Annotated in this window: 20 protein-coding genes, 1 tRNA gene and 1 pseudogene; 11 read left to right on the top strand and 11 right to left on the bottom strand. The window is 69.7% G+C overall.

Annotation, left to right across the window (positions count from 1 at the left end; translation table 11 throughout):
- Positions 1-278: 278 nt before the first annotated feature.
- The 5 genes from CHC08_RS19920 to CHC08_RS19900 form a co-directional block, all read right to left on the bottom strand.
- Positions 279-1,139, bottom strand: coding sequence for a lytic polysaccharide monooxygenase auxiliary activity family 9 protein (locus tag CHC08_RS19920; RefSeq protein WP_110702614.1), 861 nt, complete (start codon positions 1,137-1,139; stop codon positions 279-281).
- A gap of 438 nt (positions 1,140-1,577) precedes the next feature.
- On the bottom strand, positions 1,578-4,667 hold the full coding sequence (locus tag CHC08_RS19915) for a M14 family metallopeptidase (RefSeq protein WP_218825380.1): 3,090 nt from the start codon (positions 4,665-4,667) through the stop codon (positions 1,578-1,580).
- A 248-nt stretch (positions 4,668-4,915) separates the two neighbouring features.
- Positions 4,916-6,685, bottom strand: coding sequence for a DUF2339 domain-containing protein (locus tag CHC08_RS19910; protein WP_143653283.1), 1,770 nt, complete (start codon positions 6,683-6,685; stop codon positions 4,916-4,918).
- A gap of 136 nt (positions 6,686-6,821) precedes the next feature.
- Positions 6,822-7,262: a hypothetical protein gene (locus CHC08_RS19905; protein ID WP_143653282.1), complete on the bottom strand. Its 441-nt coding sequence runs from the start codon at positions 7,260-7,262 to the stop codon at positions 6,822-6,824.
- A gap of 58 nt (positions 7,263-7,320) precedes the next feature.
- Positions 7,321-7,929 carry a TetR family transcriptional regulator gene (locus CHC08_RS19900; RefSeq protein WP_089208827.1) on the bottom strand — a complete coding sequence of 203 codons (609 nt, stop codon included), beginning with the start codon at positions 7,927-7,929 and terminating at the stop codon, positions 7,321-7,323.
- A 129-nt stretch (positions 7,930-8,058) separates the two neighbouring features.
- Here CHC08_RS19900 and CHC08_RS19895 point away from each other — a divergent pair, with 129 nt between their 5' ends.
- From CHC08_RS19895 to CHC08_RS19865, 7 genes are all read left to right on the top strand, one after another.
- Complete coding sequence (locus tag CHC08_RS19895) at positions 8,059-9,492, top strand: aldehyde dehydrogenase (protein ID WP_089208826.1); 1,434 nt, start codon at positions 8,059-8,061, stop codon at positions 9,490-9,492.
- A gap of 414 nt (positions 9,493-9,906) precedes the next feature.
- Entirely contained in the window at positions 9,907-11,364 is a 1,458-nt protein-coding gene (locus CHC08_RS19890) for a UbiD family decarboxylase (protein WP_089208825.1), read from the top strand.
- Between the two features lie 52 nt (positions 11,365-11,416).
- Complete coding sequence (locus CHC08_RS19885) at positions 11,417-11,989, top strand: (2Fe-2S)-binding protein (RefSeq protein ID WP_245878427.1); 573 nt, start codon at positions 11,417-11,419, stop codon at positions 11,987-11,989.
- A complete protein-coding gene (locus CHC08_RS19880; RefSeq protein ID WP_089208824.1) occupies positions 11,986-14,418 on the top strand; it encodes a xanthine dehydrogenase family protein molybdopterin-binding subunit in 2,433 nt (810 codons plus the stop codon). Before CHC08_RS19885 ends, CHC08_RS19880 begins: the two co-directional genes overlap by 4 nt.
- On the top strand, positions 14,415-15,398 hold the full coding sequence (locus tag CHC08_RS19875) for an FAD binding domain-containing protein (protein WP_089208823.1): 984 nt from the start codon (positions 14,415-14,417) through the stop codon (positions 15,396-15,398). The genes CHC08_RS19880 and CHC08_RS19875 overlap by 4 nt, the downstream gene beginning before the upstream one ends.
- 82 nt (positions 15,399-15,480) lie before the next feature.
- On the top strand, positions 15,481-16,236 hold the full coding sequence (locus CHC08_RS19870) for an alpha/beta fold hydrolase (protein ID WP_089208822.1): 756 nt from the start codon (positions 15,481-15,483) through the stop codon (positions 16,234-16,236).
- On the top strand, positions 16,233-17,294 hold the full coding sequence (locus CHC08_RS19865; protein WP_089208821.1) for an amidohydrolase family protein: 1,062 nt from the start codon (positions 16,233-16,235) through the stop codon (positions 17,292-17,294). The genes CHC08_RS19870 and CHC08_RS19865 overlap by 4 nt, the downstream gene beginning before the upstream one ends.
- Here CHC08_RS19865 and CHC08_RS19860 read toward each other — a convergent pair.
- Positions 17,224-17,973 carry a GntR family transcriptional regulator gene (locus tag CHC08_RS19860; RefSeq protein ID WP_089208820.1) on the bottom strand — a complete coding sequence of 250 codons (750 nt, stop codon included), beginning with the start codon at positions 17,971-17,973 and terminating at the stop codon, positions 17,224-17,226. The two genes, CHC08_RS19865 and CHC08_RS19860, sit on opposite strands and share 71 nt — an antisense overlap.
- A gap of 39 nt (positions 17,974-18,012) precedes the next feature.
- Between CHC08_RS19860 and CHC08_RS19855 the strand changes: the two genes are divergently transcribed.
- Both CHC08_RS19855 and CHC08_RS19850 read left to right on the top strand, forming a co-directional pair.
- Positions 18,013-18,657: a UbiX family flavin prenyltransferase gene (locus CHC08_RS19855; RefSeq protein WP_089208819.1), complete on the top strand. Its 645-nt coding sequence runs from the start codon at positions 18,013-18,015 to the stop codon at positions 18,655-18,657.
- Positions 18,658-18,867: 210 nt separating this feature from the next.
- Positions 18,868-19,530: a M23 family metallopeptidase gene (locus CHC08_RS19850; RefSeq protein WP_089208818.1), complete on the top strand. Its 663-nt coding sequence runs from the start codon at positions 18,868-18,870 to the stop codon at positions 19,528-19,530.
- Between the two features lie 58 nt (positions 19,531-19,588).
- Here CHC08_RS19850 and CHC08_RS19845 read toward each other — a convergent pair.
- The 4 genes from CHC08_RS19845 to CHC08_RS19830 all read right to left on the bottom strand — a co-directional run bounded on the left by CHC08_RS19845 (position 19,589) and on the right by CHC08_RS19830 (position 21,954).
- Positions 19,589-19,662, bottom strand: a tRNA-Lys gene (locus CHC08_RS19845).
- Positions 19,663-20,096: 434 nt separating this feature from the next.
- Positions 20,097-20,492: an OsmC family protein gene (locus tag CHC08_RS19840; RefSeq protein ID WP_089208817.1), complete on the bottom strand. Its 396-nt coding sequence runs from the start codon at positions 20,490-20,492 to the stop codon at positions 20,097-20,099.
- Between the two features lie 94 nt (positions 20,493-20,586).
- Positions 20,587-20,871, bottom strand: a complete 285-nt coding sequence (locus CHC08_RS19835; RefSeq protein WP_239513812.1) for a hypothetical protein — start codon at positions 20,869-20,871, stop codon at positions 20,587-20,589.
- A 45-nt stretch (positions 20,872-20,916) separates the two neighbouring features.
- A complete protein-coding gene (locus tag CHC08_RS19830) occupies positions 20,917-21,954 on the bottom strand; it encodes an NADP-dependent oxidoreductase (protein ID WP_089208815.1) in 1,038 nt (345 codons plus the stop codon).
- 285 nt (positions 21,955-22,239) lie between these two features.
- Here CHC08_RS19830 and CHC08_RS19825 point away from each other — a divergent pair, with 285 nt between their 5' ends.
- A complete protein-coding gene (locus CHC08_RS19825; RefSeq protein ID WP_089208814.1) occupies positions 22,240-22,608 on the top strand; it encodes a phage holin family protein in 369 nt (122 codons plus the stop codon).
- Between the two features lie 4 nt (positions 22,609-22,612).
- Positions 22,613-23,902: pseudogene (locus CHC08_RS19820) on the top strand (aromatic amino acid lyase); the annotation flags it as partial.
- Positions 23,903-24,058: 156 nt separating this feature from the next.
- Here the strand turns inward: CHC08_RS19820 and CHC08_RS19815 are convergent.
- On the bottom strand, positions 24,059-25,012 hold the full coding sequence (locus tag CHC08_RS19815) for a LacI family DNA-binding transcriptional regulator (protein WP_245878426.1): 954 nt from the start codon (positions 25,010-25,012) through the stop codon (positions 24,059-24,061).
- Between the last annotated feature and the right edge of the window lie 238 nt (positions 25,013-25,250).

Here is a 25,250-nt window from a genome sequence, read left to right as displayed (position 1 = left end):
GGGGCAACTCCTTTGGGGGGTGGTGCTCGGGCCGGGGCGGTGGTGACCGCCCCGGCCCTGCCGGATCAGACGCGCCGCTCCCGCCGGAGCGGATGCGCTCGCTCCCACCGGATCGAACGCACCTGCTCTCGCCGGACCGGTCACGCTTACTTCCGCCGGTTCAGACGTGCCGCTCCCACCGGATCGGACACGGCTGCTCCCGCCGGACCAGTCGCGCTTACCTCGGCTGATTCAGACGCGTCGCTCCCGCTGGATCGGACACGTCTGCTCCCGCCGGGTCAGACGCGCTGCCACAACGCGGGGACGTTCGGCGGCTCCCAGCCCGTTATCGCGGTGTGCGGCTGCAGGCATCGGTAGGTCAGACCGCCGTAGGTCACCTGCGAGCCGGCCGTATAAGCGGTGCCCGCCTTCCAGGTCCCGCCCGGCTGGGCCGTCGGGGTGGGCGTCGGGGTCGGCCTGGGGGTCGGCGTCACGGTGGGCGTCGGAGTCGGGGTGGGGTTGGGGTTGGTGGTGCCGCCGCCGAAGTCCACGTCGGAGCAGGTGTAGAAGGCCTCGGTGCTGCCCACTATGCGCTGCCAGATCGAGTAGATGAGCTGGCGCCCGCTCCGCTGCGGGATGTTGATCGTCCAGTTGGTGAACGTGGTGGGGTTCTGGTTGTTGAAGGTCTTGATGAGCTCCAGGTCCGACCAGCGCAGCGGCTGGCTCGGGTTCCAGCTCTGCTTCGTGATGTAGAACTCGAAGTTGCTGTTCGCGTGGGGTGCGGTCGCGTGGTAGGTGACCGTCAGCGGTCCCGGAGAGATCCGCGTGGCGGGCCAGTCGGTCCTGGCGAGGTCGAGTCCGCGATACTTGTCACGCCCGGCGCTGCACAGCTTGCCGTCCGGGATGATCTGGCGGTGCTGCCCGCCCGCATCGAGCCGGGACACCTCGTTCCAGTCGTAGAACGCCTGGGTGCCACCGGCCGCGACAGCCGCCTTGCAGGCCGCCGACGTGGGGTTCTCCGGGTTCTCGTTCTTGCAGACGTAGACGCGGCTGGGGGGATTCGACAGGGTTCCGTGAGAGATCGCCGGAGTGGACGGCAGCAGAGCCAGTAAGGACCCGACCATGAGCGTGGCGGCCGTGGCGGCCACCTTGTGTCGCATGTGCACGTGGACTCCTCCTGATGGGGGGAAAGGGAGGTGGTACTGTCCAACGGCCGACGGATAGCACGTTATTAATAGGAAACCTTACTAAGAATTCTCCCGCTGAGGCCATACATACCGAGACATATTCGGATCCAGGCCCCGAGAGGCACGGCGCCACCCTCCGCCCGTGCAACGTCGTCCGCCCCCGGTCACCTCCGCGACCTGGGGAACGACAGAGGTCAGGGCGCTACGACGTTCGCGACAACGTACAAACCCGATCGATCGCAGAGCCGGAGCGCGCGAAGGCCCGAGGCCGGGACGCACGGAGGGCGGGCGGCAGGTGCGTGACGACCGGGGGTCGGGGCGCACGAAGGCCCGGGGCGGGACGCGCGAAGGCCGGACGCCATGGGTGTGACGCCCGGCCTTCGTGCGGGTTCAGCCGATCGGATACGGGATCTAACCGATCAGATGCTTCATGATCTTCTTGATGGTCGCGGCCCGCTCGGCCGCGCTGGCCACCTGCTCCAGGCCGAAACCGAGGAACACGCTGTCCTTCGTCGACACGGCGGCCGTCTTGTCGGCCTGCGCCCTGGCGAAGTCACCGGCGCCCGCCGGGCTGCCCGTGGGCGGTCCGGGGATCGCCCAGACGCCGAGGCCGGATTCGAAGCCCTCCGCGCCGAGCGTGCCGCCGGTGGTGGTGACCCTGGTGTCGTCGACAAACGCGCCGACGCCGCCGGTGCCGGGGTCGGTCACGTAGCTGATCGACACCTCGACCCGCTGGCCCGCGTACGCGGACAGGTCGAAGGCCACCTGCCGCCAGCCGCCGGAGTCGCCGGTGAAGCTGTTCCACGAACCGCTGGTTCCGGTCGCCGCGCAGGTGGCGCCCGGCGTCAGGTAGCGCAGCAGCCACGGGTGCTCCTCCAGCAGGAACCCGGCCTCGCACTCGGCCGGAACCGTGGTGCCGGTCCCGCCGTTCAGGTCGGGCAGCGTCGTCCAGTTGTCCTGGCCGGCCGTGTGCGCCTCGACGATGACGTTGTCATATCCCTCCTCGGTGTCATAGGAGAGCTGGAACTCCAGCTTGGGCTGCTGGGCGGCGGGCACCGCGGCCAGGTCGACCGTACGCGTCAGCCTCATGTAGGCGTCGTCGGTGTGCTCTCCGGCGACGTACCAGTTGCCCTCTACCGGGTCGAACGGCCCGTTCCCCCCGACATAGGTGGCCGAGGCCGAGCTCTTGAACTGCGGGAACCTCGCCGGTGGCAGGGTGTCGCTGGTCACCTGGAGGCTTCCGGCCTCGTCCAGCGGGTTGGCGACGGTCGCCGGGCCGCCGAAGGTCCCGCTCGCGCCGTTCAGCCCGGTGCCGGTTCCGGTGAATCCGGTCGGCCCGCCGCGCGGGTTGCGGCCGTTGACGCCGAGGTAGTACTGGGCGAAGTCGTCGGCGAGGATCAGGCACTCCTCGAAGAAGCCGTCCTGGCTGGTGATGACGCAGTCGGCGTCCGGCGCGCCGTCCAGGCCGTAGTAGATGCCGCCGAGCGAGGTGCCGAAGAAGCCGTAGTACGCGGCGGTCTCCCCGGTGTGCAGCAGCTTTCCGCCCTCGTTGAGATAGTCGCGGACCGCGATGGTCAGGTCCTGCTGCGACCGCTTGACGTCCATGTCCGGCAGCGGGCCGAAGGGGGTCTGGGTGACCACGTCCTGCGCGTCCATCGCGAGCCGGTCGTCACCGAGATACCAGGCCACCGCCTTGAAGTGGCTGAGCACCCCGAGGTGGTGCGGCACGCCCTGGGCGTCGACGTCCCACGTCTCGGAGGAGTAGCCGGCGCTCTGCAGCGCCTGCCGGTACTGCGCGGCGTACTTCGGCGCGGTCACCGACGCCGGGTAGTCGGGGTTGAAGCCCGTGTAGTCCTCGTTCGCGACCACCAGCACCTTGGCGTTGGACTTCTTCTCCAGCTTGTACGTGAAGTGCTTGCTCTCCACGGTGCCGGTGCCGGTCTTGAACCCGGCGAACCAGACCTCGACCCTGTCTCCCGGCCTGGCGCCCTCCACCTTGGCGCGATACTCGGCGAAGTACTCGTTGTTCTCGTCGCCGTACCGCTCGCCGCCCTTCCACTCGGTGAGCCCGCGGAGCCGTACGGGACCCCCGTTGATACGGAAGCGCATCTGCTTGGTCGACAGGGACCGCCGGGCGACCACGGCCACCGGCTGCGGGTCACCGTAGGAGACGGTGAAGGTGTCGGGTTTGAAATCGGGGACGGTACGGCCCACCGGGGAGACCGGGCTGTCGGGGGTCTTCACCGACTTGGCCAGGTCGATCGCGAGCGGGACGTTCTTGGCGAACTCCGCCTGGATCAGCGCCTCGCTGTCGGGGAAGGTGAAGCCCGAGCCGCCCGCGCAGTCGGTCTGCGTCCACTCGTCGTCCGGGACGCTCGCCACCGCGGACTCGCAGGTGCCCATCTCCGGGGTGATCGCCAGGGCGCCGTACTTCTTGCTCATGTGGCCGTCGGTCTCACCGTTGGTGGTGTAGAGCTCGGCGGAGATGTCGGGGTCATAACCGGGTACGGCGGGCGTCGCGTCGTCGCCGAGCAGCGCCTCGAAGATCAGGTCGTCGGGAGAAGGGGTCGCCTGCTGCCAGCCGACGCCGTAGAGCAGGAGCTGGGCGGCCGAGTGGTAGTTGAGCAGGTAGGTGAACTTCACCTTCTTGGCGAGGTTGTCGACCGCCCTGGTCTCGGGCTCCGACTGGGGGCTCGCCCCGCGGTAGGTCTCGCTGGCCGGGTTGTCCGAGGAGCCCTCGTTGTCGTAGCCCCACTTGTACTCGAAGTTGCGGTTCAGGTCGACGCCGTCGCCGGAGGTGATCTGACCGTCGCCGTTGTTGTCGCGCAGGTTCTTGCGCCAGAGCCGGTTGTCCTCGGTGAAGGTGTGGTCGTAGCCGTCGGGGTTGGACACGGGGATGAACCACAGCTCGGTCGTGTTCACCAGCTGGGTGATCTCGGGGTTGGTGCCGTAGCCGTTGAGGAAGTGGAGCAGGAGCCTGCGGGTCATCTCCGGGGTGATCCACTCACGGGCGTGCTGGGCGGCCATGTAGAGAACGGCCTTGCGCGTCCCGTCCCTGAGCTGCCGGGCGTCCTTGGTGACCTTGATCGCGGTGAGGGGCTGACCGTTGACGGTCGTGCCGATGTCCACGACCTTCGCGATGCCCGGCTTGCCGTTCGCCGCCTTGACGATCTGCTCGCGGATCCCGCCCGGGCCGCTGTACGGCTTGTAGACGCCGTCCCCCTTGGCCGCGACCCTCTTGTCCTTGTCGGCGGCGAGCGGCTGTTCCTTCAGGCCGAGGCCGGCCCTGCGGAGCTCCTCGGCCTGGGCCGCGCCGAGGATCGCCTCGACCACGACCTTCTTACCGTCGGCGGACTTGCCGAGCCGCATCTCCTCCCGGTCGACGCCCGACTTCAGCAGGGTGTCCATCTGCTGCGAAGTGAGCTCACCGGTATAGACGTGTACGCCGTCATTCCCGCCCGGCGGGCTCGGCACCGCCGCCGCGGGGGGAGCCGCGATCATGCCCAATACCAGTGCCGTGATAGCGAGAATGGCCCATCTCGCACGTTTCATTGCAACCTCCGCCTAGTCCCCCGAAAAACAGGAACGTCCGAAATCTGCGCGGCTGCCTGATCGGTGTCAACGCCAATCGTCGCCGCCGTCACACCGTGGCCACATGTGGTCAGAGCGACTTTTGGGCCTTCCCGGCTGCTGCCGGACGTGCAGGCGTGCGTCGCCTGAGAACGGACCAAAACCGGCTCCGCCACCGCTCACGGCTTCAGCGTGAACCTCTTCCTCGACGCGCCCGGGAACACGACGACCAGGTGCTCCTCCCCCGCATCGCCGACCCGCACGTAGACGCGGAGCCGGTAGCGGCCCTTCCCCGCGATCGCCAGGTTCGGCATCGGGGCACCCGCGCCGACCTCTCCGCCGCCCATCTCCGGCACGGTGAGTCGGCCGCTGCGGCTGACGATCGGTACCTCGTTGACCTGCTGCCACCCGGCCGTCCGCTGTGGCGGCGCGGTACGGAAGGCCTTCACCGTGAGGCATAGATCGATGACGTCCTCGACGTGCCCGATGAGCGCCGAGGTGCGGGTCACCCCGATGAGTGTGCCGTCGTCGTACATCTTGTCGATCGCCTGCTCCGACGCCTCGTCGGTCACTTCGTCCTCGGGGTCGTGGACCAGATAGCCGTGATCGCCGTCGGCGAATAGGAAGTAGTTGGCCGTGGCCTGGACGACACCCTTCGTCCGGGGCCACGGGTCGCGGCACTTCGCGTTCTTCTCGGCGATGTAGGCGGTGTTCGCCGCCTTCGTCTCCGCGGCCGACCGCAGCAGCTCGGGATGGGTCGCGCCGACGATCTCCGGGCAGACGTAGACGAGGTCCCACGGGTCCGCGCCCCAGGCGGACCGCGCGCTCCCGGCCCGCGTCAGAATCGCCTCCTGCTCGTCGCGGTCCTTTGTACGGCACAGTGCCCGCCCGGACGCAAGGATCTGCTGGTCCGACAGGCTGTCCGGGAACATGGGCGGGACCCCGCCATCTGTGCTCCGCGCCCGGCACAGGAACGCGGCGTCGCGTTCCGCGGGTTTCAGGTCGCCGAAGCTGGGCCGGTCGTAGCAGTCCATCGACCAGCCGGTGTAGGTGAGGTGCGGGGTCTGCTCCGGGTGGATCAGTGCGATGATCGGCAGTACGGCCACGGCCGCCACCGCGACGCGGATCACGCGCCGGCGGGCGGGCGGAGGGTCAGCCGAGCGGTCCTCGGTGGGCAGTTCACGGGCGGTCGCCGCGATCCACACGAGGCCGATGAGCCCCACCGCGTCCATCATGACCAGCATCGCCAGGCTGCCGCTGGAGATTCCGAAGAAAATGTTGAGCGGGATCACCAGCGCGTAGACGCCCACCGACAACCATCCGGCGACCTGCGTGCCGCGGCTCCACCGGCCGTCGCGCCGCTGCCCGACGATCGTGATGATGGTCGCCGCCACCCCAGCCAGCATCAAACCCAGTTCGACGATGTCGCCCGATCCAAGCTCGGGGAGGTCGAGCTCGTCGAGCAGTTCGCTGGCCATCCCGGCCAGCCCGACCGCGAACATCGCTCCGGCCGCCGCGCGCAGCATGCGGGACCGCCAGCGGATGACGAGCAGGTAGAGGACGTAGATCGCGGTCCACAGCGCGAGCTGGAATGCCGCGTCGACCGCGTCGGGGAGCATCGCGATCGGGTACCACAGCACGAGGGTGTACGCCACCGCCAGATACAGCAGTCGGCGCAGCGCCTTCGCCCGGCGGTCCAGCGGTCCCGGCGCGGGGGCACGCAGGATCAGCCACAGGAGCGCGGCCTTCACCAGGGCGGCCACGAGCAGCGCCACAGTCGTCAGGGTGTCAAACCCGTCGGGCGCGTAGAACTCTACATAGGCCGGCGGCGACCATTCGACGGCCACCCAGAGCCAGGCGTCGCCGAGCACCAGGCCGGCGACCGCCGCCGCAAGAATTAGACCTACTGATCCAGTCCTGATAATCCGCCAGAAACTATCCGAAATCACGGGACGTGATCTTAGTGCGGCACCGCCGTACCGGCGGACACAGCGGAATGAGCGGTCCCGCCCCGCCGATCAGACTCCATCCGCTGAAAAGAACGCGAAAACAATTTCGCGGCTGTCTCTCGGGTGTGCCGCCGCTTTACGGCGCCGCCAGACATTTCGCGCCCGAGATGCCCACGGCGAGTTCCTTGCCCGATGTCCCGATTATGCGGATGGAGTCGGTGTCCGCCGAGTAGGCCACTTTGGCCGCAGCCTCACAGATCTCCTGAGCGGTCGCGGATTTGTCGTCGGCCAACGCCGTCTTGACCAGTACGGAGGAACATCCGGTCGTCACCGAGACCTTTTTCACCTCGGGTCGCGTCACACTCTGCTTGACCTTCTCCGCGGTGTCGCCGCAGAGGTCCTCGGCGGGTTTCTCGCTGTTCTCACCGCTCGCCCCCTGGCCGACGGAAGACGTGCCGCCGGAGGACCCACCGCTCGACGACGACGTGTCGTTATCGGCGCACGCGGTCAGCGTCGCCAAACTCAGAACCAACGCCGTGCACCACACGCGGGAGATCACACAGCGCAATGTGGCCATGACGCATACGACAGTCAATGAATTGTCGGTATGGCTGTGGTGCGCAAAAAATATGAGGTCAGGAAGAGGCCCCGGAAAGGGTGACGGGGGGCGCGGAAGCGGATTCCCCATCGGCGAGCAGCCGGCGTACGGCGTCCACGACCGTGTGTCTGCGGCGGTCGCGATCGGCCGGGGCGTTCACCCCCAGCTCGGGGGTCATCGACGCCCATGCCGTGGATATCGACAGCACCAGCGTCAGGAGCTCGACCGGGGTGTAGTGACCCGGCAGAACGCCCTCCCGCTGGGCGTGCTCCAGCTTCTCCAGTTTTCCCTGGTTGGACGAGACGACGGCCTGCAGGGAGGCTCCCCGAGGTCGCTCCAGCCGATACCAGGTGGCCAGGCGCAGGGTGTCGGGATGATCCTCGTAGCGATCGAACAGCCGTCCGGCGTAACCCGGCAGGTCGGGGGCGTCGAACGGCACCTCGTCGAGAAAGGTCGCGACGTGCGCGCTGAAGACCGCGTCGAACAGCTGATCCTTGTTGCCGAAGTAGGCGTAGATCATCGCCTTGTTGCATCCGGCGGCCTCGGCGATGCGATCCACCCGGGCTCCCGCGATGCCCAGCGCGGAGAACTCCACGCCCGCGGCCTCCAGTAGTCGCTTCCTGGTCCGATCCGCGTCCCGTGCCATCTCCCCACCCTACTCCCAACCAACCGGTCAGTTGACACGAACCGTGCGGGGGTGTTCCATGAGAAAACGTTGCAACCAACTGGTCAGTTAATTCAATCGACCAGGCATGACCAGACAGAGAGAACCACAGTGATCGTCTACGACAGGCTCTTCATCGGCGGCCGGTGGGCCGAGCCCGCCACGACCGAGTTGCTCGACATCCGCTCGCCCCACGACCGGTCACTGGTCGGGCGTGCCGCCCAGGCTTCCCCCGCCGACGCCGACCGGGCGGTCGCCGCCGCCAGGGAGGCCTTCGACCGCGGGCCCTGGCCCAGGATGACCCCGGGCGAGCGCCAGGCCGTCATCGCCCGGTTCAGCGAACTGCACGCGGCGCGGACCGACGAACTCGCCGCCCTGGTCACCTCGGAGAACGGCTCCGCGATCTGGTTCACCCGCTGGACGCACGCCGCTCTCGCCGAGCAGACCTCCGCCTACCTGCGGGCCGCCGAGTCCTTCGGGTGGGAGGAACGCCTGGACCCCTCCGGTGCGTCCGGCACCGTGGTGCGCCGCGAACCGGTCGGCGTAGTCGCCGCGGTCATTCCGTGGAACGCCCCGCACCAGTCGGCCCTGGTGAAGATGGTCCCGGCGCTGCTCGCGGGCTGCACCGTCGTCCTCAAGGCATCACCCGAGACCGCGCTGGACGCGCTGGTACTGGGTGAGATCTTCGCCGAGGCGGGATTCCCCGACGGCGTGGTCAGCATCCTGCCCGCGGACCGTGAGACCAGCGAGTATCTCGTGTCACACCCCGGCATCGACAAGATCGCCTTCACCGGATCGACGGCCGTCGGGCGCCGCATCGCGTCGCTCGCGGGGCAGCAGCTCAAGCGAGTGAGCCTGGAGCTGGGCGGCAAGTCCGCCTCGATCATCCTGGAGGACGCGGATCTCCCGGCGGTGGTCGAGGGCCTGAAATGGGCGTCTTTCGCCAACAACGGGGAGAGCTGCGTCGCCCATACCCGCATCCTCGCCCCGCGGAGCCGCTACGACGAGATCGTCGCGGCGTTGAAGATCATGGTCGAGGGGCTCAAGGTGGGCGATCCCTCGGACGCGTCGACGTTCATCGGGCCGATGGTCAGGGCCGACCAGCAGGAGCGGGTCCGGTCCTACATCGAACTCGGCGTCAAGGAGGGCGCCCGCCTCGTCACCGGCGGCTCCGACGTCCCGGAGGGACTGGAGGGGGGCTTCTACGTGCGGCCCACGCTGTTCGCCGACGTCGACAACGCCATGCGCATCGCCCAAGAGGAGATCTTCGGGCCGGTGATCGTCGTCATCCCCTTCGAGGACGAGGAGGACGCGGTACGGATCGCCAACGACTCCCCGTACGGCCTCGGCGGCGGGGTGTGGACCACCGACCCCGAACACGGCCTGGAGGTCGCCCGCCGCATCCGCGCCGGTTTCTGCACGGTGAACAACGCCGATCCCGGATTCGAGGGGCCCTTCGGGGGCTACAAGTCCAGCGGCATCGGCCGCGAGTTCGGGGCCGTGGGCCTGGCCCAGTACGTCGAGCACAAGACGATCGCGGTCTGAGGGAAGATCGCGGCCCGGAACGGACCGAACGGGATGGCCGGCGGCTTTCCCATAAGCGGGCCGCCGGCACGCCCGAAGGCAGCCGATAGAGATCGCGGCTCGATGCATTTCCTTTAAAGTGTCGACACTTCGAGGTCTATCGCGACGATCAGCACCGCCTGTTTCCCCGGAGGATTCCCCGGCCACCGCGATCCTGAGCAGGACGGTAGGGATTGCCATTCGATACAGATCCGACCTTTGCCTACCATTTCTGGACATCGAAATCAAGTGCTGTTTCAATAGAAGTGTCGACACTTTGCGGCGGATCACAGCGGATGCATCCCGCCAAGGCACCTGTGAACCCCTTCCGCACGTGAGGCCGGCACGGGGCCGGACGGTCCCGAAACGATGAGGAGGTAAGAGGGGGTAAGGGATGTGACATCCCTTGAAGAGGTCAACGACCTCCGCAGCTGGCTCGACCTCGCGGGCGAACTCGGCGAGGTCCGGACCGTCACCGGCGCCCACTGGGACGAGGAGATCGGCGCCGCCTCCGAGGTGAACTACAGACGCCCGTCACCGCCGGCGCTGCTGTTCGACGACATCGTGGGCTACAAACGGGGACAGCGCGTCCTCACGGCCAGTATGGCGAATGCCCGCAGGCTGGGCATGACCCTCCGGCTGGGCACCTCGCTCGACGACCGCGGGCTGGTCGAGGCGCTGCGCACCCGCCCGAACGAATGGATGGCGAACGCGGCCCGATACCCCGTCCGGGAGGTCGGCTCCGGCCCGATCTGCGAGAACGTCCTCGTCGCGGGTGACGCGAACCTGCTCGACTTCCCCGTACCGAAGTGGCACGAGGCGGACGGCGGTCGCTACATCGGCACCGGGTGCGCCGTGTTCACGACCGATCCGGCCACCGGCACGCTCAACGCGGGCACCTACCGGATGCAGGTGCAGAGCGACGGGCGGGCCGCGAGCGTCAACATCGAGGCGGGCAAGCACGGGGCCGCGCACATCCGGGACTGGTTCGCCGGGGAAGGGCGTGCTCCCGTCACCGCGTCGTTCGGGCACGATCCGCTGCTGCTCGTCGTCGCCGGCACCGAGGTGCCGACCGGCCTGTCGGAGCTCGAGTACGCCGGTGCGGTGATGGGGCGGCCGTTCGAGGTGATCCGCGGCGAGGTGACCGGGCTGCCGATCCCCGCGCGCAGCGAGCTCGCGGTCGAGGGCTGGCTGTATCCGGACCGGCGGGAGCCGGAGGGTCCTTTCGGTGAGTGGACCGGCTACTACAGCGGCGGGACCGAGGCGGTGCTCACCCTGGACGTCGAGCGGCTGTACCACCGCGATGACCCGATACAGCTCGGCGCCCCTCCCGGCAAGCCGCCGCACGACTACTCCTACATGCGCAGCGTGATGAAGTCGGCGATGATCCAGGACGCGCTCGTCAGGTCAGGCCTGCCGGGTGTGGAGGGGGTGTGGGCGCACGAGGCCGGGGGCGGCCGCCAGCTGCTCGCGGTGGCCATCCACCAGCAGTACGCGGGCCACGCGCGCCAGGCCGCGTACCTCGCCTCGCAGCTGCCGTCCGCCGCCTACATGAACAAGTTCGTGGTCGTCGTGGACGCCGACATCGACTTCCGCAGCCTCAACGACGTGATGTGGGCCGTCTGCACCCGCGCCGATCCGGCCGAGGACATCGAGATCATGCGTCAGACGTGGGGCAGCCGGGTCGACCCGCTCCGCGCGCCCGGCCTCCCGCCGTTCAACACGCGTGCCGTGATCGACGCGTGCCGCCCCTGGGCCCGCCTGCCGGATTTCCCCCGCGTGGCCGAGGCGGGCCGGGACCTGGTCGACCACGTCGTCCGGCGCTGGCCCGACCTGCTCGGCGGCTCCCGATGACGGCGAACCCCACGCCATGGTTCGTACGCCCCTCGGCCGGCGACGCCGCCCGGTGGCCCGAACCGATACCGATGAGGATGCGGAGAGCGAGATCATGATGGTCCGCCTGCGCTTCAGGCTCAATCACGAGGACGTGGAGATCCACGTCCGGGATCCGGCCTCGACGCTGCTCGACGTGCTGCGCGACGACCTCGGCCTCACGGGTACGAAGTCGGGCTGCGCCATCGGCTACTGCGGGGCCTGCACGGTCATCGTCGACGGTGAAGCCGTCCCGGCCTGCCTGCGGATGGTCGGCCTGCTCGAAGGCCGTGAGGTGCGGACGATCGAGGACCTGGGCGGCCCGGAGGGTCTCGACCCGGTCCAGGCCGCGTTCGTGAAGTGCGCGGGCCTGCAGTGCGGCTTCTGCACTCCGGGCCACGTGATGGCGCTCCGGGCGCTGCTCGACGAGGAGCCGGAACCTGACGACGAACGGATCCGGCGGACCGTCGACGGCAACTACTGCCGCTGCACCGGATACGTGAAGATCCTCGACGCGGCACGGGAGGCCGTGGCACTCCAGAAGGCCGTAGCCGTCCGGAACTCGCGAGCCGGAGCGGCGACATCCCCCGAGGGGAGGCGCCGATGACGGCCGATCTCAACCGAGGGAAGGAGCCGATGACGGCCGGCTTCAGGGGGAAGGCTCCGACGCCGGTCGACGTCACCCGAGAGGTGCCGACGCCGACCAGGGAGCTTCCCGTCACCGGCCTGCCGTCCGGACGTGTCCTGCCGCCGCCGATCGGAAGCGCGGTCGAGCGGATCGACGCGGCGGAGAAGGTCTCCGGCGAGGCCGTCTACGCCGGAGACGTGCGGCTGCCTCGGATGCTTCACGGGGCCGTGCTCCGTTCGCCGCACGCGAGTGCCCGCGTCGTGAGGATCGACACCTCGCGTGCCGAGCGCCTGCCCGGCGTCCACGCCGTCATCACCGGGGCCGACACCGCGCGGATCAGGTGGGGGGCGTTCCGCCCGGACCTCTACCCGCTGGCGATCGGCCGGGTCCGCTACGTCGGCGACGAGGTCGCGGCCGTCGCGGCGACCGATGCCGAGACCGCTCGGCGCGCGGCCGAACTCATCTCCGTGGAGTACGAGGTGCTGCCCGCCGTACTCGGCCTGGACGAGGCGCTCGCCGAGGGCGCGCCGCTCGTCCACGACGACGCGCCGGGCAACGTCGCGCACGAGTTCGCGTTCGACCGGGGCGGAGCCGACGAGTGGTTCGCGCGCAGCGACGTGATCGTCGAGGGCGTCTGGCAGAGCGCGCGCCAGTGGCACGGATCGATCGAGACGATCGGCTGCACCGCCGAATGGTCGCGGGACCGGGTCACCCTGTGGGTGAACACCCAGACGCCGTTCCTCGCCCGCCAGCGCTACGCGACCGCGCTCGGCCTGCCGACGCGCAGCGTGCGCGTCATCCAGACCGAGGTCGGCGGCGGCTTCGGCGGCAAGTCGGGCGACGACAACACCTCGGTGATCTGCGCGATCCTGGCGAGGAGGGCGGGCCGCCCGGTACAGCTCCTCAACACCCGCGAGGAGGAGTTCCTCGCGAGCCGTCCCCGCACGCCGATGCGCTGCCGGGTCCGTCTCGGCTTCACCTCGGACGGCCTGGTGACCGCGAAGGACCTCGACCTCATCGCCGACAACGGCGCCTACACCGGCAAGTCGCAGGCCGTCCTCGGCGCGGCGACCGTACGGCACGACGCGCTCTTCGCCTACCGAGCGGTGCGGGCGCGCTCGCGGCTGGTCTACACCAACCTCGTTCCCACGGGCGCGTTCCGGGGCTTCGGCAACCCTTCCGCGGACTGGGCCGTCGGCCAGGCGTGGGACCTCGCGGCGGCCAGGCTCGGCATCGAGATGCCCGACCTGCTCCTGCTCAACGCCGTCGAGGAGGGCGGCGTCTCCCTCCACAACCACAGGATCGGCAGCTGCGAGCTCAAGCAGTGCATCCGTAAGGCGGCCACGGCGATCGGCTGGTACGAGAAACGGTCCAACCCCACGCCCCACCGCGGCTTCGCGATGGGGGTCAGCGTCCACGTCTCCGGCCGGCGCAGTTTCGGTGACTACGACGGAAGCTCGGCGATCGTCCGGCTGACCGAGGACGGGCGCGCCGTCGTCATCACCGGCGAGGGCGAGATCGGCACGGGAGCGCGCACCACCCTCGCGCAGATCGCGGCCGCGGAGCTCGGGCTCGCGGTCGCGGACGTCACGGTCACGCGCCCCGACACCGACCTGACGACGCACGCGCTGGGCGCGCTGGCGAGCCGCGTGACGTACGTCGCCGGCAACGCGGTGAAGCGCGCCGCCGCGCAGGCGTGCGAGCGGCTGCTGGCCGCCGCGTCGCGACAGCTCGGACGGCCGGCGTCGGAGCTCCGGGTCGAGGACGGCCTCGTGCACGCTCCGCCCGCACTGGGCGAGGACGTACCCGTCCGGCTACCGGTCGGGGTGGTCGTGCGCGCCGAGCTCTACCGGCCGAACGGCGAACCGGTCGTCGGCCTCGGCTCGTTCGACAACCCGTCGGAGTTTCCCGACGGGGTCAGGTATGGCAACGAGTCCGGTGCCTACAACTTCGCCGCCGAGGCCGCCGAGGTCGAGGTCGACCCCGCCACCGGCGCCGTGACCGTGCTGGAGCTCGCCGCGGTGGTCGACTGCGGGACCGTCCTCAACCCGCCCCTCGCCGAAGGTCAGGTCGAGGGCGCGATCGCCCAGGGAATCGGGATGGCCCTCACCGAACGCTTCGACTGGGCCGGCGGCGCGCCGACGCGCCCGAACTTCGTCGACTACAAGCTGCCGACCTCACAGATCATGCCGAGGCTCCACGTCGAGTTCGCCGACTCGTACGAGCCGACGGGACCGTTCGGCGCGAAGGGCGTCGGCGAGATCGCCCTGGACCCGGTCGCGTCGATCGTGGCGAGCGCCGTGGCCGACGCCGTGGGGGTGCGCGTCCACGAGCTGCCGATCACCGCCGAGAAGATCTTCTGGGGCATCCGGTCCGCAACCGACCGGCGGGACGGTGATCGGCGATGACGATCCTCGACCGGGGCCTTCCGTCCCCCGGGGTCTCCCCCGATCCGATGGTCCTGCTGACGCCGCGCTCCCTCGACGAGGCACTCCACCTGCTCACCGCCGAAGGCGCGGCCGTGCTCGGCGGAGGTGTGGGGCACACGCTGCGCCGCCACGATCGTCATCGCCGCGACCCAACCTCGTCCGGCTCATCTCCCGAACGCGACGCGATCTCGCAGACCTCGTCCGATCCGCCTCACAAACGCGACGCGACCTCACTGGTCTCGGTCGGCTCGCTTCCCGAACTCCGTACGATCTTGTGGTCCGGCGAGCACGTCACGATCGGCGCCGGCGTCCGGCTCGGCGAGATCGAGGCCGACGAACGGCTCGTCCGGACGTGGCCGATCGTGACGGAGGCGGCCGGCTCGGTGGCGACGGGCCGGATCCGGAGGCTGGTCACGCTCGGCGGAAACGTCGCCGCCGGCGATGACAGTCACGATCTTCCCGTGGCGCTCGCCGCCGCGGGCGCCGTCCTGACGGTGCGGAGCGTCTCCTCGACGAGGACCCTCCGCATCGGGGAGGTGAACGACCTGGGCGGGGACGAGCTCATCCAGGACGTCCGGCTCCCGATCCCCTCGGGTCGTGCCGGCTCGGCGTACGAGAAGTTCCTGTCGCGCGGAGTGTGGGAGTACGCCTGCGTGAACGTGGGGGCGGTCGTCCGGCTCGACGACGCCGGAGCGGCGCGGCGGCTCTCGCTCGCCGTCGGATCGGTGACGGGCGGGCCGGTCGTGATCGATCTGGCCGACCTGCGGGGTTCGGTGGCCGGCGGGGTGCTCATCGACGAGGTCGCCCGGCGCGCGGCGGCCTCCACCCGCCCGTACGGCGACGTCAAGGGCTCCGCGGAGTACAAGACACGCATGATCGCCGAGTTCTCGCGCCGCGCCATGACCGGGGCGGTTCGCCGCGCCGAAGAGACACCGCGTTCGGGAGGAGAGAGCACATGACCACGAGAGCGACCCACGGTGAGGCACGCACGCGGGACGGCGTCACGCCGTCGTTCACGAAATACTCCGGAGGAATGAGCGCATGACCACGAAGACAATCCACGGTGAGGCACGCACGCGGGACGGCGTCACGCTGTCGTTCACGAGGTATCCGGCCGAGAAGGGGACCCCCCGGATCGTCTTCGTGCACAGCCTGGCCCTGGACCGGTCGCTGTGGTCCCGCGTGACCGAGGCGCTCGACGGGCGTGCCGACATGGTCGCCTACGACTGCCGCGGGCACGGGCGGTCGGGCCGCCCCCGCGGGCCGTACACGACCGCGCAGTTCGCCGACGACCTCGCCGACCTGCTCGACCACCTCGGCTGGGCGGACGCCGCCGTCGTCGGGTGCTCGATGGGCGGCTGCGTCGCGCAGGCCTTCGCCTCCCGGCACCGTGGCCGCACGTGTGCGGCGCTGTTCGTGGACACGACGGCGTGGTACGGCACCGCCGCCGCCCAGAACTGGGCCACCCGCGTCGCGGCGGCGCGGGAGAGGGATCTGCGGTCGCTGGTCCCCTCCCAGCTGGCCCGCTGGTTCGGGGACACGTTCCGCGAGGCCAACCCGGAGCTGATGAGCCGGCGGGCCGCGTCCACGATCGCCCACCCCGCGGCCGTCCTGGTCGGGGAGAACGATCAGGCGACGCCGCCGGCGATGGCGAAGGACCTCGCGGAACGCATCGGGGACGGCGCCGCCGTCGTCGTGCCCCGGACCCGGCACCTCACCCCCCTGGAGAATCCCGGGGCCGTGGTCGGCGCGCTGACAGATCTTCTGGAACGAGCGGCCGAGAGGAGCCACTCATGAGCACCGGAACCGTCGATGTCCACGCCCACCACGTGGGCGCGGACGCCATCGAGCGCATACGCGACGAGGGCGCCGATCACGGCGTCCGGCTCGTCGCCCACGAGGGGGCCACCCGGGTCGAGGTGGCCGGGCGGCTGACCGGGCAGCCGCTGTTCTCCCGGCTCGGCGACGTGCGGGCCCGGCTGTCCTGGATGGACGCCGAGGGGATCGACGTCCAGCTGGTCTCGTCGTGGATGGACCTGTCGGGCTACGATCTCGACGGCCCGTCCGGACGATGGCTCGCCGGCATCCAGAACGACTCCGTGGCCGCGCTGGCGGCGGCCCGTCCCGACCGGTTCCGGGCGGCCGCGGCGGTGCCGTTGCAGCAGCCTGACCTGGCCGTGCGCGAGCTGCGCCGCGCCGTCACCGACCTCGGCCACGAGGCGGTGCAGATCGGCGCGCGCGTCAACGATCTGGGGCTCGACGACAACAGCCTGGAGGTCTTCTGGGATGCCGTCGAGGGGTTCGACATCCCGGTGATCGTGCACCCCGCCGGGCTCGACGTGCCCGAGCGCGTCAGGCGTCTGTTCCTCTACAACCTCGTCGGCAATCCGTCGGAGACGACGTTCGCGGCGGCGGCGCTCATGCTCGGAGGGGTCCTGGAACGCCATCCGCGCCTGCGCGTGCTGCTGGTCCACGGGGGAGGCTTCATCCCGTACCAGATCGGCAGGCTCGACCGGGGGTTCGTCGCGGCCCCGCCGGCGGTGCGCCCGCGCGGCACCCGCGGTCCCCGTCAGCTCCTGGACCAGCTCTACTTCGACTCGGTGCTGCACGACGCCGGCGCCCTGCGCCACCTCGTGAACTTCGCGGGCGCCGGGCATGTCCTGCTGGGGAGCGACTATCCGTTCGCGATGGGCCTCGATCACCCGGTCGAGGCGCTCGACGCCGCGGAGCCGGACCGATCGGAGCGCGAGACCATCCTCCTCGGGGCCGGCCCGTTCGGCGGGGTCAGCCTGGTGAACCGGTCCACCCGGAGCGCTCCACCGCGGCCAGCCCCCGGCGAACGATGGACCGCGTGAGGGCGGCCGCCAGCTCGGCCTCTCCCTCGGCGTACGCCCGGACCAGCCGGCGATGGTCGTCGACCGACGTGTCGATCCTTCCGGGCAGGGAGAGGCTGAAGTGGCGCAGTTGGAGGGTGCGGATGCCGAGGGAGTCGAGGACGTTGCGGACGGTCTCGTTCCCGGCGAGCCGTGCCTCCTCGTTGCGGAACTCGACGACGAGCCAGAAGTATCGGTCCAGGTCCCCGGCGGCCGCGGCCTCCTCAAGGCGGCTCTGGATCCGGCCGAGCACCTCGAGGTCCCCCGCCGTGCACCGGGCGACGATCCGCCGGCTCACCAGGCCGTACAGCTCCGATCGCAGCTCGTATATCTCACGGACCTCGGCGATCTCCAGGCGGCGCACCCGGGGCCGCCTGCGGGCCGCGATCTCGACCAGGCCCTCGCGTTCGAGGGTCATGAGCGCCTCGCGGACGGGGGTGCGGCTGCTGTTGAACCGTCGTGCGAGCTCGACCGAGTTGAGATCGTCTCCGGGCTTCAGCCGGCCTTCGACGATCGCGGTGCCGACCGAGACGAGGATCTGCGCGCCGACGCCGCCGACGTCCTCGGCCCGCCCGAGCACCCTCAGGATCTCGCGTTCTCCCGCCGTCGGCGACGATCCGGCCCGCGGCCGGAGGGCCTGGTCGTTCCTCTTGATCGTCATTGCCGCCCACCGCCCCGTCGCTCCCTGAAGGGTCCCGTCATGAATCACCAAATCACACCCCGGGTGCCGTGGGTCGTCGGAATCACCGGAGCCAGCGGGACACCGTACGCGGCGGCGGTCCTCCGGGCGCTGCTCGACGCGGGGGAGGCGATCGACCTCGTCGTCAGCAAGGCGGCTCGCCTGACGATGCTCGACGAGACCGGCCTGTCCTTCCGGGAGGCGCGGTGGCGGACCGACGTGAAGGCCTTCCTCGGGCGGGACCCGGGCGACATGATCGTGTGGAAGGCCGCCGACTTCGCCGCGGGACCGGCGAGCGGCACGTACCCGACCCGCGGGATGATCATCGTGCCCGCGACGACCGCCGTCGTCGCCGGCGTCGCGACCGGCATGAGCAAGGATCTGATCCAGCGCGCGGCGGACGTCACGCTGAAGGAACGCCGTCCGCTGGTGCTCGTACCGCGCGAGACGCCCCTGCGGCGCGTCGCGCTGCAGCAGATGGCCGACCTCGCGGGCGAGGGGGCGGTGATCCTGCCCGCGTCACCGGGCTTCTACGCGGGAGCGCGCGACGTCCAGCAGTTGATCGACTTCGTGGCCGGGAAGGTCCTCGACGTGATCGGCGTCCCGCACACGCTGTCCGAACGGTGGAGCGGCCGGCTCGGATCGGGTCGAACGGCCGAATCCTGAGCGGGGCCGGTTGATCTTCGCGGAGAACCGGCTCCGACGGCCTCGCTCTCTCACCCCGTGTCCTCCGACGCGCCGCCCCGGCCCGTACGGTGTCCCGGCCCACCCCGGATCGGCAGCGGATCGCAGCGGGGCGAATACTTTGAGTAGCCGTCTCCGTGTCATCCACGCGGACGGGCAGCGATCATCCATCACGGACAGGGAGGAACCGGTATGCGACCAGCGGTCATCACCGCGGCGGCAGTGCTCAGCGCCGCGATCAGCGGCACCGGGGCTCCGGCGGGCGTATGGACGGCATCCACGGAGACGGGCGAGCACCTCGACCTCGGACGGCAGGCCGTGCGGCCGTCCGGGCTCGGCCTTCCGGCCGAGGTGAATCGGGACGTCCCCGCCGAACGGCCCGGCTTCGAGATGCCGTTTCCCTGCGGGGAGACGTGGCAGGCCGCGACGAGGCCGGGACACAAGCCGCTGTTCGCCGTCGACTTCAACCAGGGCTCCGGAGCGGACGACTGGCACCGGCCCGTGGTGGCGAGCTGGGGTGGCACGGTGGCGGTCAAGTACGCCCGCAAGGGCTACGGCAACTATGTGATCATCTCGCACGGTGACGGCTGGTCCACGCTCTACGCCCACCTGGACAAGGTCCAGGTGGGCGACGGGGAGCGGGTCGAGATGGGCCGGCCGATCGGCACGGTGGGCAAGAGCGGCAGGCAGCGCAACCCGCATCTGCATTACGAACAGATCCTCGACGGTGACGACGTGCGGGTCGTGCTGCACGGCCAGGAGGTGCGCTACTACGCGAGATTCGATCTCACCAGCCACAACTGCGGCAAGCCGGATCTCGCGGGTGACGATCGAACCTCGCGCGGAGCCGAATGACGATCACCCGGGAATGACCAAAGCCCAGGCCGGAGAAACCGGCCTGGGCTTTGAGTTGTGCGCCGCCAGGGACTCGAACCCCGGACCCGCTGATTAAGAGTCAGCTGCTCTAACCAACTGAGCTAGCGGCGCTTGCAACGAAGGAAACTCTAGCAGCAGCGCCGACGCCCTCGCACATCAGATAATCCCTCGAATACGGACTCGGGGCCGGACCGTCTCTCAACGGTCCGGCCCCGGCCTCTTCACGTAATCCCCTGAACACGGACTCGGGGCCGGACAGTCCCCCAACTGTCCGGCCCCGGCCTCTTCACGGGCCTCTCCATCGTCTCCCCCAAGACTCCGGCGGCACCGCTCAGGGACGCGATCCCCCTCGCGTCCTGTATCCGGTGAAAAGTCTCTGCAATGCTCCCCCCGGGCTTCGCAGACCCCCTTGACCTGCCTCAACATTACCGAGCCAAATGTAACGAGCAGCCCATACAACGGTTGATTTTGCGCCTACACCCAATGTTGGCCCGGTATCACCGAACCGGTCCGGCAAGACCGTCAGATGTCCCGCGGCCAGAAGCTCAGGGTAGCTCGAGGTTGATCTCGGTCGTCTCCCGCAGCGCCCGGCTCACCGTGCAGTATTTCTCCTCCACCCGCTGCGCCACCGCGCGGAGGACCTCGGCGGCCTTCTCGTCGCCTTCCGGAAGTTCCACGTCGTAGGTGATCGTGATCGGCCCGAGCTTCGACGTTTCGATCTTCTCCGCCTGGACGGTCATCGCCAGGCGGACCATCCGATGACCGCGCTGGGCCGTCAGCGGCTCCACCGTGACGATGTTGCAGCCGCCCAGCGCCACGAGCAGCAGTTCCACCGGCGTGAACACGCCCTGCTCGTCGCCGGTCCCCATGAGGACCTCGGCTCCACGGTCGTTGCGGGCCACAAAACCATCCTCGGTCCGCTCCACTCTCACCGACGCCATGACATTCCTCCCGTAGTTGTGCCGATTACCTTATCCAGGCAGCCGGAACAGGGGCGGAACGCGCTCAGGGCGGTGGTCAGAGCGGAGCGGGACCTCAGGCCTCGGGATGTTTGGACAGATAGCGGATATAGAACGGGCGCAGGGCCTCGCCCAGCTCGCCCTGACCCGACGCCATCGCGTCACTGAGCAGAGCCGACAGCCGGCTGAGGTCGTTTGCCGTCTCGTCCTCGTTTCCACTGGACGCCTGCGCCGGGGGGATCATGCTGAGCAACTCCCACAGGAAGCCGAAGTCCGCGTGGTGCACGGCATAGTGGACCGCACGCTCATGTAGTTCCTGGGCCGACAGCGCCTCAAGATCATCCGTTTCCAACTGACCCACCCCCTCAGGCCCCTTCTGCCCCGAGATTACGTCGATCATGCGCGATCAGGGAGCCAACCGGACGATCATCTTTCCCACATTGGCCCCGCGGAGCATGTCGATGAAGGCCGTCGGGGCGTTCTCCAGGCCGTCGACGACGGTCTCCTCGAAGGTGATCTTTCCCTCACGCAGCCCCTCTCCCACCTCGGCGATCATGTCGGGCCTGCGCGCGGCATGGTCGGTCACGATGAAGCCACGCAGGGTGAGACGCTCGCCGACGGCCCGGCTCAGGTTCCGCGGGCCCGGCACGGGGCCGGTGGCGTTGTAGGCGGAGATCGATCCGCACATCGCGACCCGGCCGTATCTCCTGAGCGCGCCGATGGCCGCCTCCAGGTGCTCGCCGCCGACATTGTCGAAGTAGACGTCGATCCCGTCGGGAGCCGCCTTCGCGAGCTGCTCGTGGACCGGGCCGTTCCTGTAGTTGAAGGCGGCGTCGAAGCCGAGCTCCCCGGTCAGGTGGGCGACCTTCTCGTCCGATCCGGCGCTGCCCACGACCCGGGAGGCGCCCCTCAGCCGGGCGAGCTGCCCGACCAGGCTGCCGACGGCCCCGGCCGCGCCCGACACGAACACCGCCTCGCCCTCCTTGAACGCGGCGATGTCGAGCAGGCCCACGTACGCGGTGAGACCGGGCATGCCGAGCACCCCGAGATAGGCCGAGAGCGAGACGCCGGGGATCTCCTCGACCTTGCGGGCCTCACTCGCGTCGAGGATCGCGCGCTCGCGCCAGCCGTACCCGTGCAGAACGAGATCACCGGCGGCGAGGTCGGGGGAACGCGACTCGACGACCCTGCCGATCGCCCGTCCTTCGAGGGCCTTGCCGAGCTCGAAGGGCGGGTTGTAGGCCTTGACGTCGTTCATGCGTCCCCGCATGTAGGGGTCGACGCTCATGAAGAGGTTCTGGACGAGGACCTGCCCCTCCCGAGGGTCGGGCAGCTCCACCACCGCCAGCTCGAAGTTCTCCGGCGTCGGCCATCCGTCGGGCCGTGAGACGAGCCGGATCTCCCGTGTTCTCGTACGGCCTGCGGATCCAGCGTCATCAGACATGGCAAACCCTCTCAACGGTGCGCGCTCCCGGAAGGAGCCGTTTCCCTCCGGTGAATCTTCCCCGCCGGGGGCGGCGGGCATCTGGATCCCCCACAAAATGCAGCCCGCGCCTTCTAAGGTTTGGGGCTGCGCGACCACCACCTGTCCGGGGTCGGGCGCCCTCGGTTTCGGCAGGTGGCCGCCCCGATCGCTTCCAGAGTGATTAGTGTCCGTATATACCTTCTATATCCGCTTTTGAGGGCAGATCTATCGCCCGTCCGACCATCCATGCGAGGATGCCGAAACGTGAAAATCATCATTAAAATCCTGGTTGTGGCAGCCGCCCTGTGGGCGGCGACACAACTCGTGGACGGCATCACCGTCTCCGCCGCGACCACCACCGAGCAGATCGTCACCCTTGTCGCGGTCGCCTTCGTGTTCGGAATCGTCAACGCGGTCCTCAAGCCGATCATCATGACGCTTGGCTGCGCGTTCTACATCCTCACCCTCGGACTGTTCGCCCTGGTGGTGAACGCCGGCCTGCTGCTCCTGACCAGCTGGATCGCCGCCCAGCTCCACCTGTCCTTCCACGTGGAGGGCTTCTGGGCCGCGTTCTGGGGCGCGATCATCGTCGGTGTGATCAGCTGGCTGCTCGACCTGGTGCTCGGCGACTGACCCGATGATCGTTGTTCTTGACGGCGCCCGCCTGACCTGCGAGCAGGTCCACCGGGCGGCACACGGCTCCGGGATCCTGATGGGCTCCACCCAGCATGCCGAGCTCGCCTGGCGGACGGCCGGTTCGCTCACCGGACCGGTGTACGGTCAGACCACCGGCGTGGGCGCCAACAAGGACGTACCGGTCGAGGCCTCCGGGCTCGACCTGCTCCGCAGCCACGCGGGCGGCGCCGGCCCGCTGATCGAGGAGTCCCGCGCCCGCGCCACCCTCGTCGTCCGCCTCAACCAGCTCCTCACCGGCGGCTCCGGGCTCGACCCCGCTCTCCTCCCCGCCCTCGCGAGCGCCGTCAACCGGGGCCTCACTCCCCCGATCCGCACCTACGGCGCCATCGGCACCGGCGACCTCACCGCCCTGGCCACCACCGCCCTCTGCCTCCTCGGCGAGCTGCCCTGGACTCCGGCCTCCGGCGAGGGGCACGCGCGGAGCGCGGACGCCACGCCCCGGCTCCCGTCGGACTCCGGCGACGTGCCCCGATTCGCCCTGGCCTCCGGCGACGCGCTGCCCTTCATCAGTTCGGGCGCGGCGACCCTCGCGGACGCGGCCCTGGCCTGCCACCGCCTGAGACTCCTGCTGACCGCCGCCACGGCCGTCGCGGCCCACTCCTTCCGGGCGGTCGACGCCTCGCTCGAACCGCTGGCGCAGGCCGTACAGCGCAGGCCGAACCAGGCCGCGGTCGCGGCCGGGCTGCGCGCCCTGGTCGGCGCCACCAGCCCGCGGCACATCCAGGATCCCTACGGCTACCGCGCCTTCCCACAGGTCCACGGCGCCGTCCTCGACGCCCTGGACTACGCGGAACAGGCCGTCACCGAGGATCTCAACACGGCCCCGGAGAACCCGCTGATCGCGGACGGCCGGGCCTGGCACAACGGCAACTTCCACTCCGCGCGGGTGGCCCTCGCCCTCGACGCCCTCCGGGCCGCGCTCGTCCAGACCGCGACGCTGAGCGCCACCAGGCTGACCACCCTGACCGACCCCGCCCATACGGGCCTGCTCCCGTTTCTGGCCGAGCGCCCTGGGTTGTCCGGGGTGATGATCCTCGAATACGTCGCCCATTCCGCCCTGGCCGCCCTGCGTCAGCTGGCCGTGCCCGTCACCCTCGGCACCGGCGTGCTCTCCCTCGGAACCGAGGACCACGCGAGCTTCACCCCCCAGGCGGCCCGCTCCACCCTCGCCGCGACGGAACCGTTCGAGATCATCCTGGCCTGCGAGCTGGTCGCCGCCGTGCGGGCTCTGCGCCAGCGCGGGCTCCCCTGCGACATCCCCCTCGACCCCGCCATGGCCGACCGCCCCCTGGACGGCGACATCGACGCGGCACGCGGGCTGCTGCCCGGACTCGCGCTCCATCGCCCGCCGCGCCCCCGGGTGGAGGCCGTGGAGATCACGGCCGGATCAGCCGACCGAACCGCGCGCGCGGAGCTGCGGGGCCTGGACGATACGGCGGCGGCGGGTGTTGCCGTCGGCCGCGGCCACGACCATACGGACGGCGGCGCGGACGATGCCGTCGATGTCCCAGTCGACCGTGGTGAGCCCGGGGGTGAGCAGACCCGACATGGGATGGTTGTCGTAGCCCATCACGGACACGTCGGCGGGGATCCGGAGGCCCTGCTCGTCCGCCGCCGCGTACACCCCGTAGGCGATCGAGTCGCTGAAGCAGAAGAAGGCCCGGTGCCCGTCGCCGAGCATCCGGCGGGCGACCTCCGTGGCGGCCGTCAGCGCCTGGGGAGCGGTGACCACCTCGATGTCCAGCCCCAGCCGCCCGCCCTCGGCGAGGACGTGCACGTCCGCGGGCCGGTCGGGAGTGCTGGCCATGGTCGAGGTGAGTAGGACGAGACGCCGGTGCCCCCGGTCGCGCAGGTGCTCCAGCGCCAGGGTCACGCCGGACCGGTTGTCGAAGACGACCTCTCCCGCCGTGCGCGCCCCGGCCAGCCCGTCGCCGATCGACACCACCGGCAGGCTCTCGCACAGCTCGGCCCAGAACGGCGCCGCCGGGTTCACCGGCTGCACGATCAGCGCGTCCACCCGCTGGTCACGGAGCTGGCGGGCCATCGTGTGCTCCCGGACCGGGTCACCGGCGGCGTCCAGGATCAGCGCGTAGCGGTCGTTGTCCTTGAGCGCCCGTCCGATGCCGACGCCCAGGGCCTGCTGCCAGAGATCTTCGAGGGAGCCGCAGAGAAGGCCGATCATGCCGGTCCGGCCGCTGGCCAGCGCGCGGGCGATGGGATCGGCCTCGTAACCGAGCTCGTCGGCGGCCTGGCGCACGCGTTCGATGGTCTCCTCGGACACCTGCAGGCCGCGCAGAGCGTACGAGACCGCTGCCGGAGAGAGACCGGTGGCCTTCGCCACCTCACGAATCGTCGCTCGTTTCCTGGGCTGAGGCATCCATCCAGCCTATGGCTCCGGTCTGTCAAGAGTGTGATCTCCACCTGATCAACGGAATAAGACGCATTGACACATCTAACGTGAAGCGGTTCACTGAAACGGTTCACTGAACCGTGTCACTCGTATGTGTTACATGGTCAGGGGTTTTACCTATATTCTAGGTAGGAAATACACCGAAGGAGATCGGACAGGAATGCCGAGA

This window comes from Streptosporangium subroseum (genome assembly GCF_900188345.1).
Lineage (GTDB): Bacteria > Actinomycetota > Actinomycetes > Streptosporangiales > Streptosporangiaceae > Streptosporangium > Streptosporangium subroseum.
This window is presented reverse-complemented; position numbering and strand designations above follow the sequence as displayed.

Bases quoted from the DNA above. Each gene is read 5' to 3' on its own strand.
- CHC08_RS19920 (WP_110702614.1), bottom strand. From the start codon at position 1,139: ATGCGACACAAGGTGGCCGCCACGGCCGCCACGCTCATGGTCGGGTCC.
- CHC08_RS19915 (WP_218825380.1), bottom strand. From the start codon at position 4,667: ATGATCGCGGCTCCCCCCGCGGCGGCGGTGCCGAGCCCGCCGGGCGGG.
- CHC08_RS19905 (WP_143653282.1), bottom strand. From the start codon at position 7,262: ATGGCCACATTGCGCTGTGTGATCTCCCGCGTGTGGTGCACGGCGTTG.
- CHC08_RS19900 (WP_089208827.1), bottom strand. From the start codon at position 7,929: ATGGCACGGGACGCGGATCGGACCAGGAAGCGACTACTGGAGGCCGCG.
- CHC08_RS19880 (WP_089208824.1), top strand. From the start codon at position 11,986: ATGACGGCCGATCTCAACCGAGGGAAGGAGCCGATGACGGCCGGCTTC.
- CHC08_RS19875 (WP_089208823.1), top strand. From the start codon at position 14,415: ATGACGATCCTCGACCGGGGCCTTCCGTCCCCCGGGGTCTCCCCCGAT.
- CHC08_RS19870 (WP_089208822.1), top strand. From the start codon at position 15,481: ATGACCACGAAGACAATCCACGGTGAGGCACGCACGCGGGACGGCGTC.
- CHC08_RS19865 (WP_089208821.1), top strand. From the start codon at position 16,233: ATGAGCACCGGAACCGTCGATGTCCACGCCCACCACGTGGGCGCGGAC.
- CHC08_RS19860 (WP_089208820.1), bottom strand. From the start codon at position 17,973: ATGACGATCAAGAGGAACGACCAGGCCCTCCGGCCGCGGGCCGGATCG.
- CHC08_RS19855 (WP_089208819.1), top strand. From the start codon at position 18,013: ATGAATCACCAAATCACACCCCGGGTGCCGTGGGTCGTCGGAATCACC.
- CHC08_RS19850 (WP_089208818.1), top strand. From the start codon at position 18,868: ATGCGACCAGCGGTCATCACCGCGGCGGCAGTGCTCAGCGCCGCGATC.
- CHC08_RS19840 (WP_089208817.1), bottom strand. From the start codon at position 20,492: ATGGCGTCGGTGAGAGTGGAGCGGACCGAGGATGGTTTTGTGGCCCGC.
- CHC08_RS19830 (WP_089208815.1), bottom strand. From the start codon at position 21,954: ATGTCTGATGACGCTGGATCCGCAGGCCGTACGAGAACACGGGAGATC.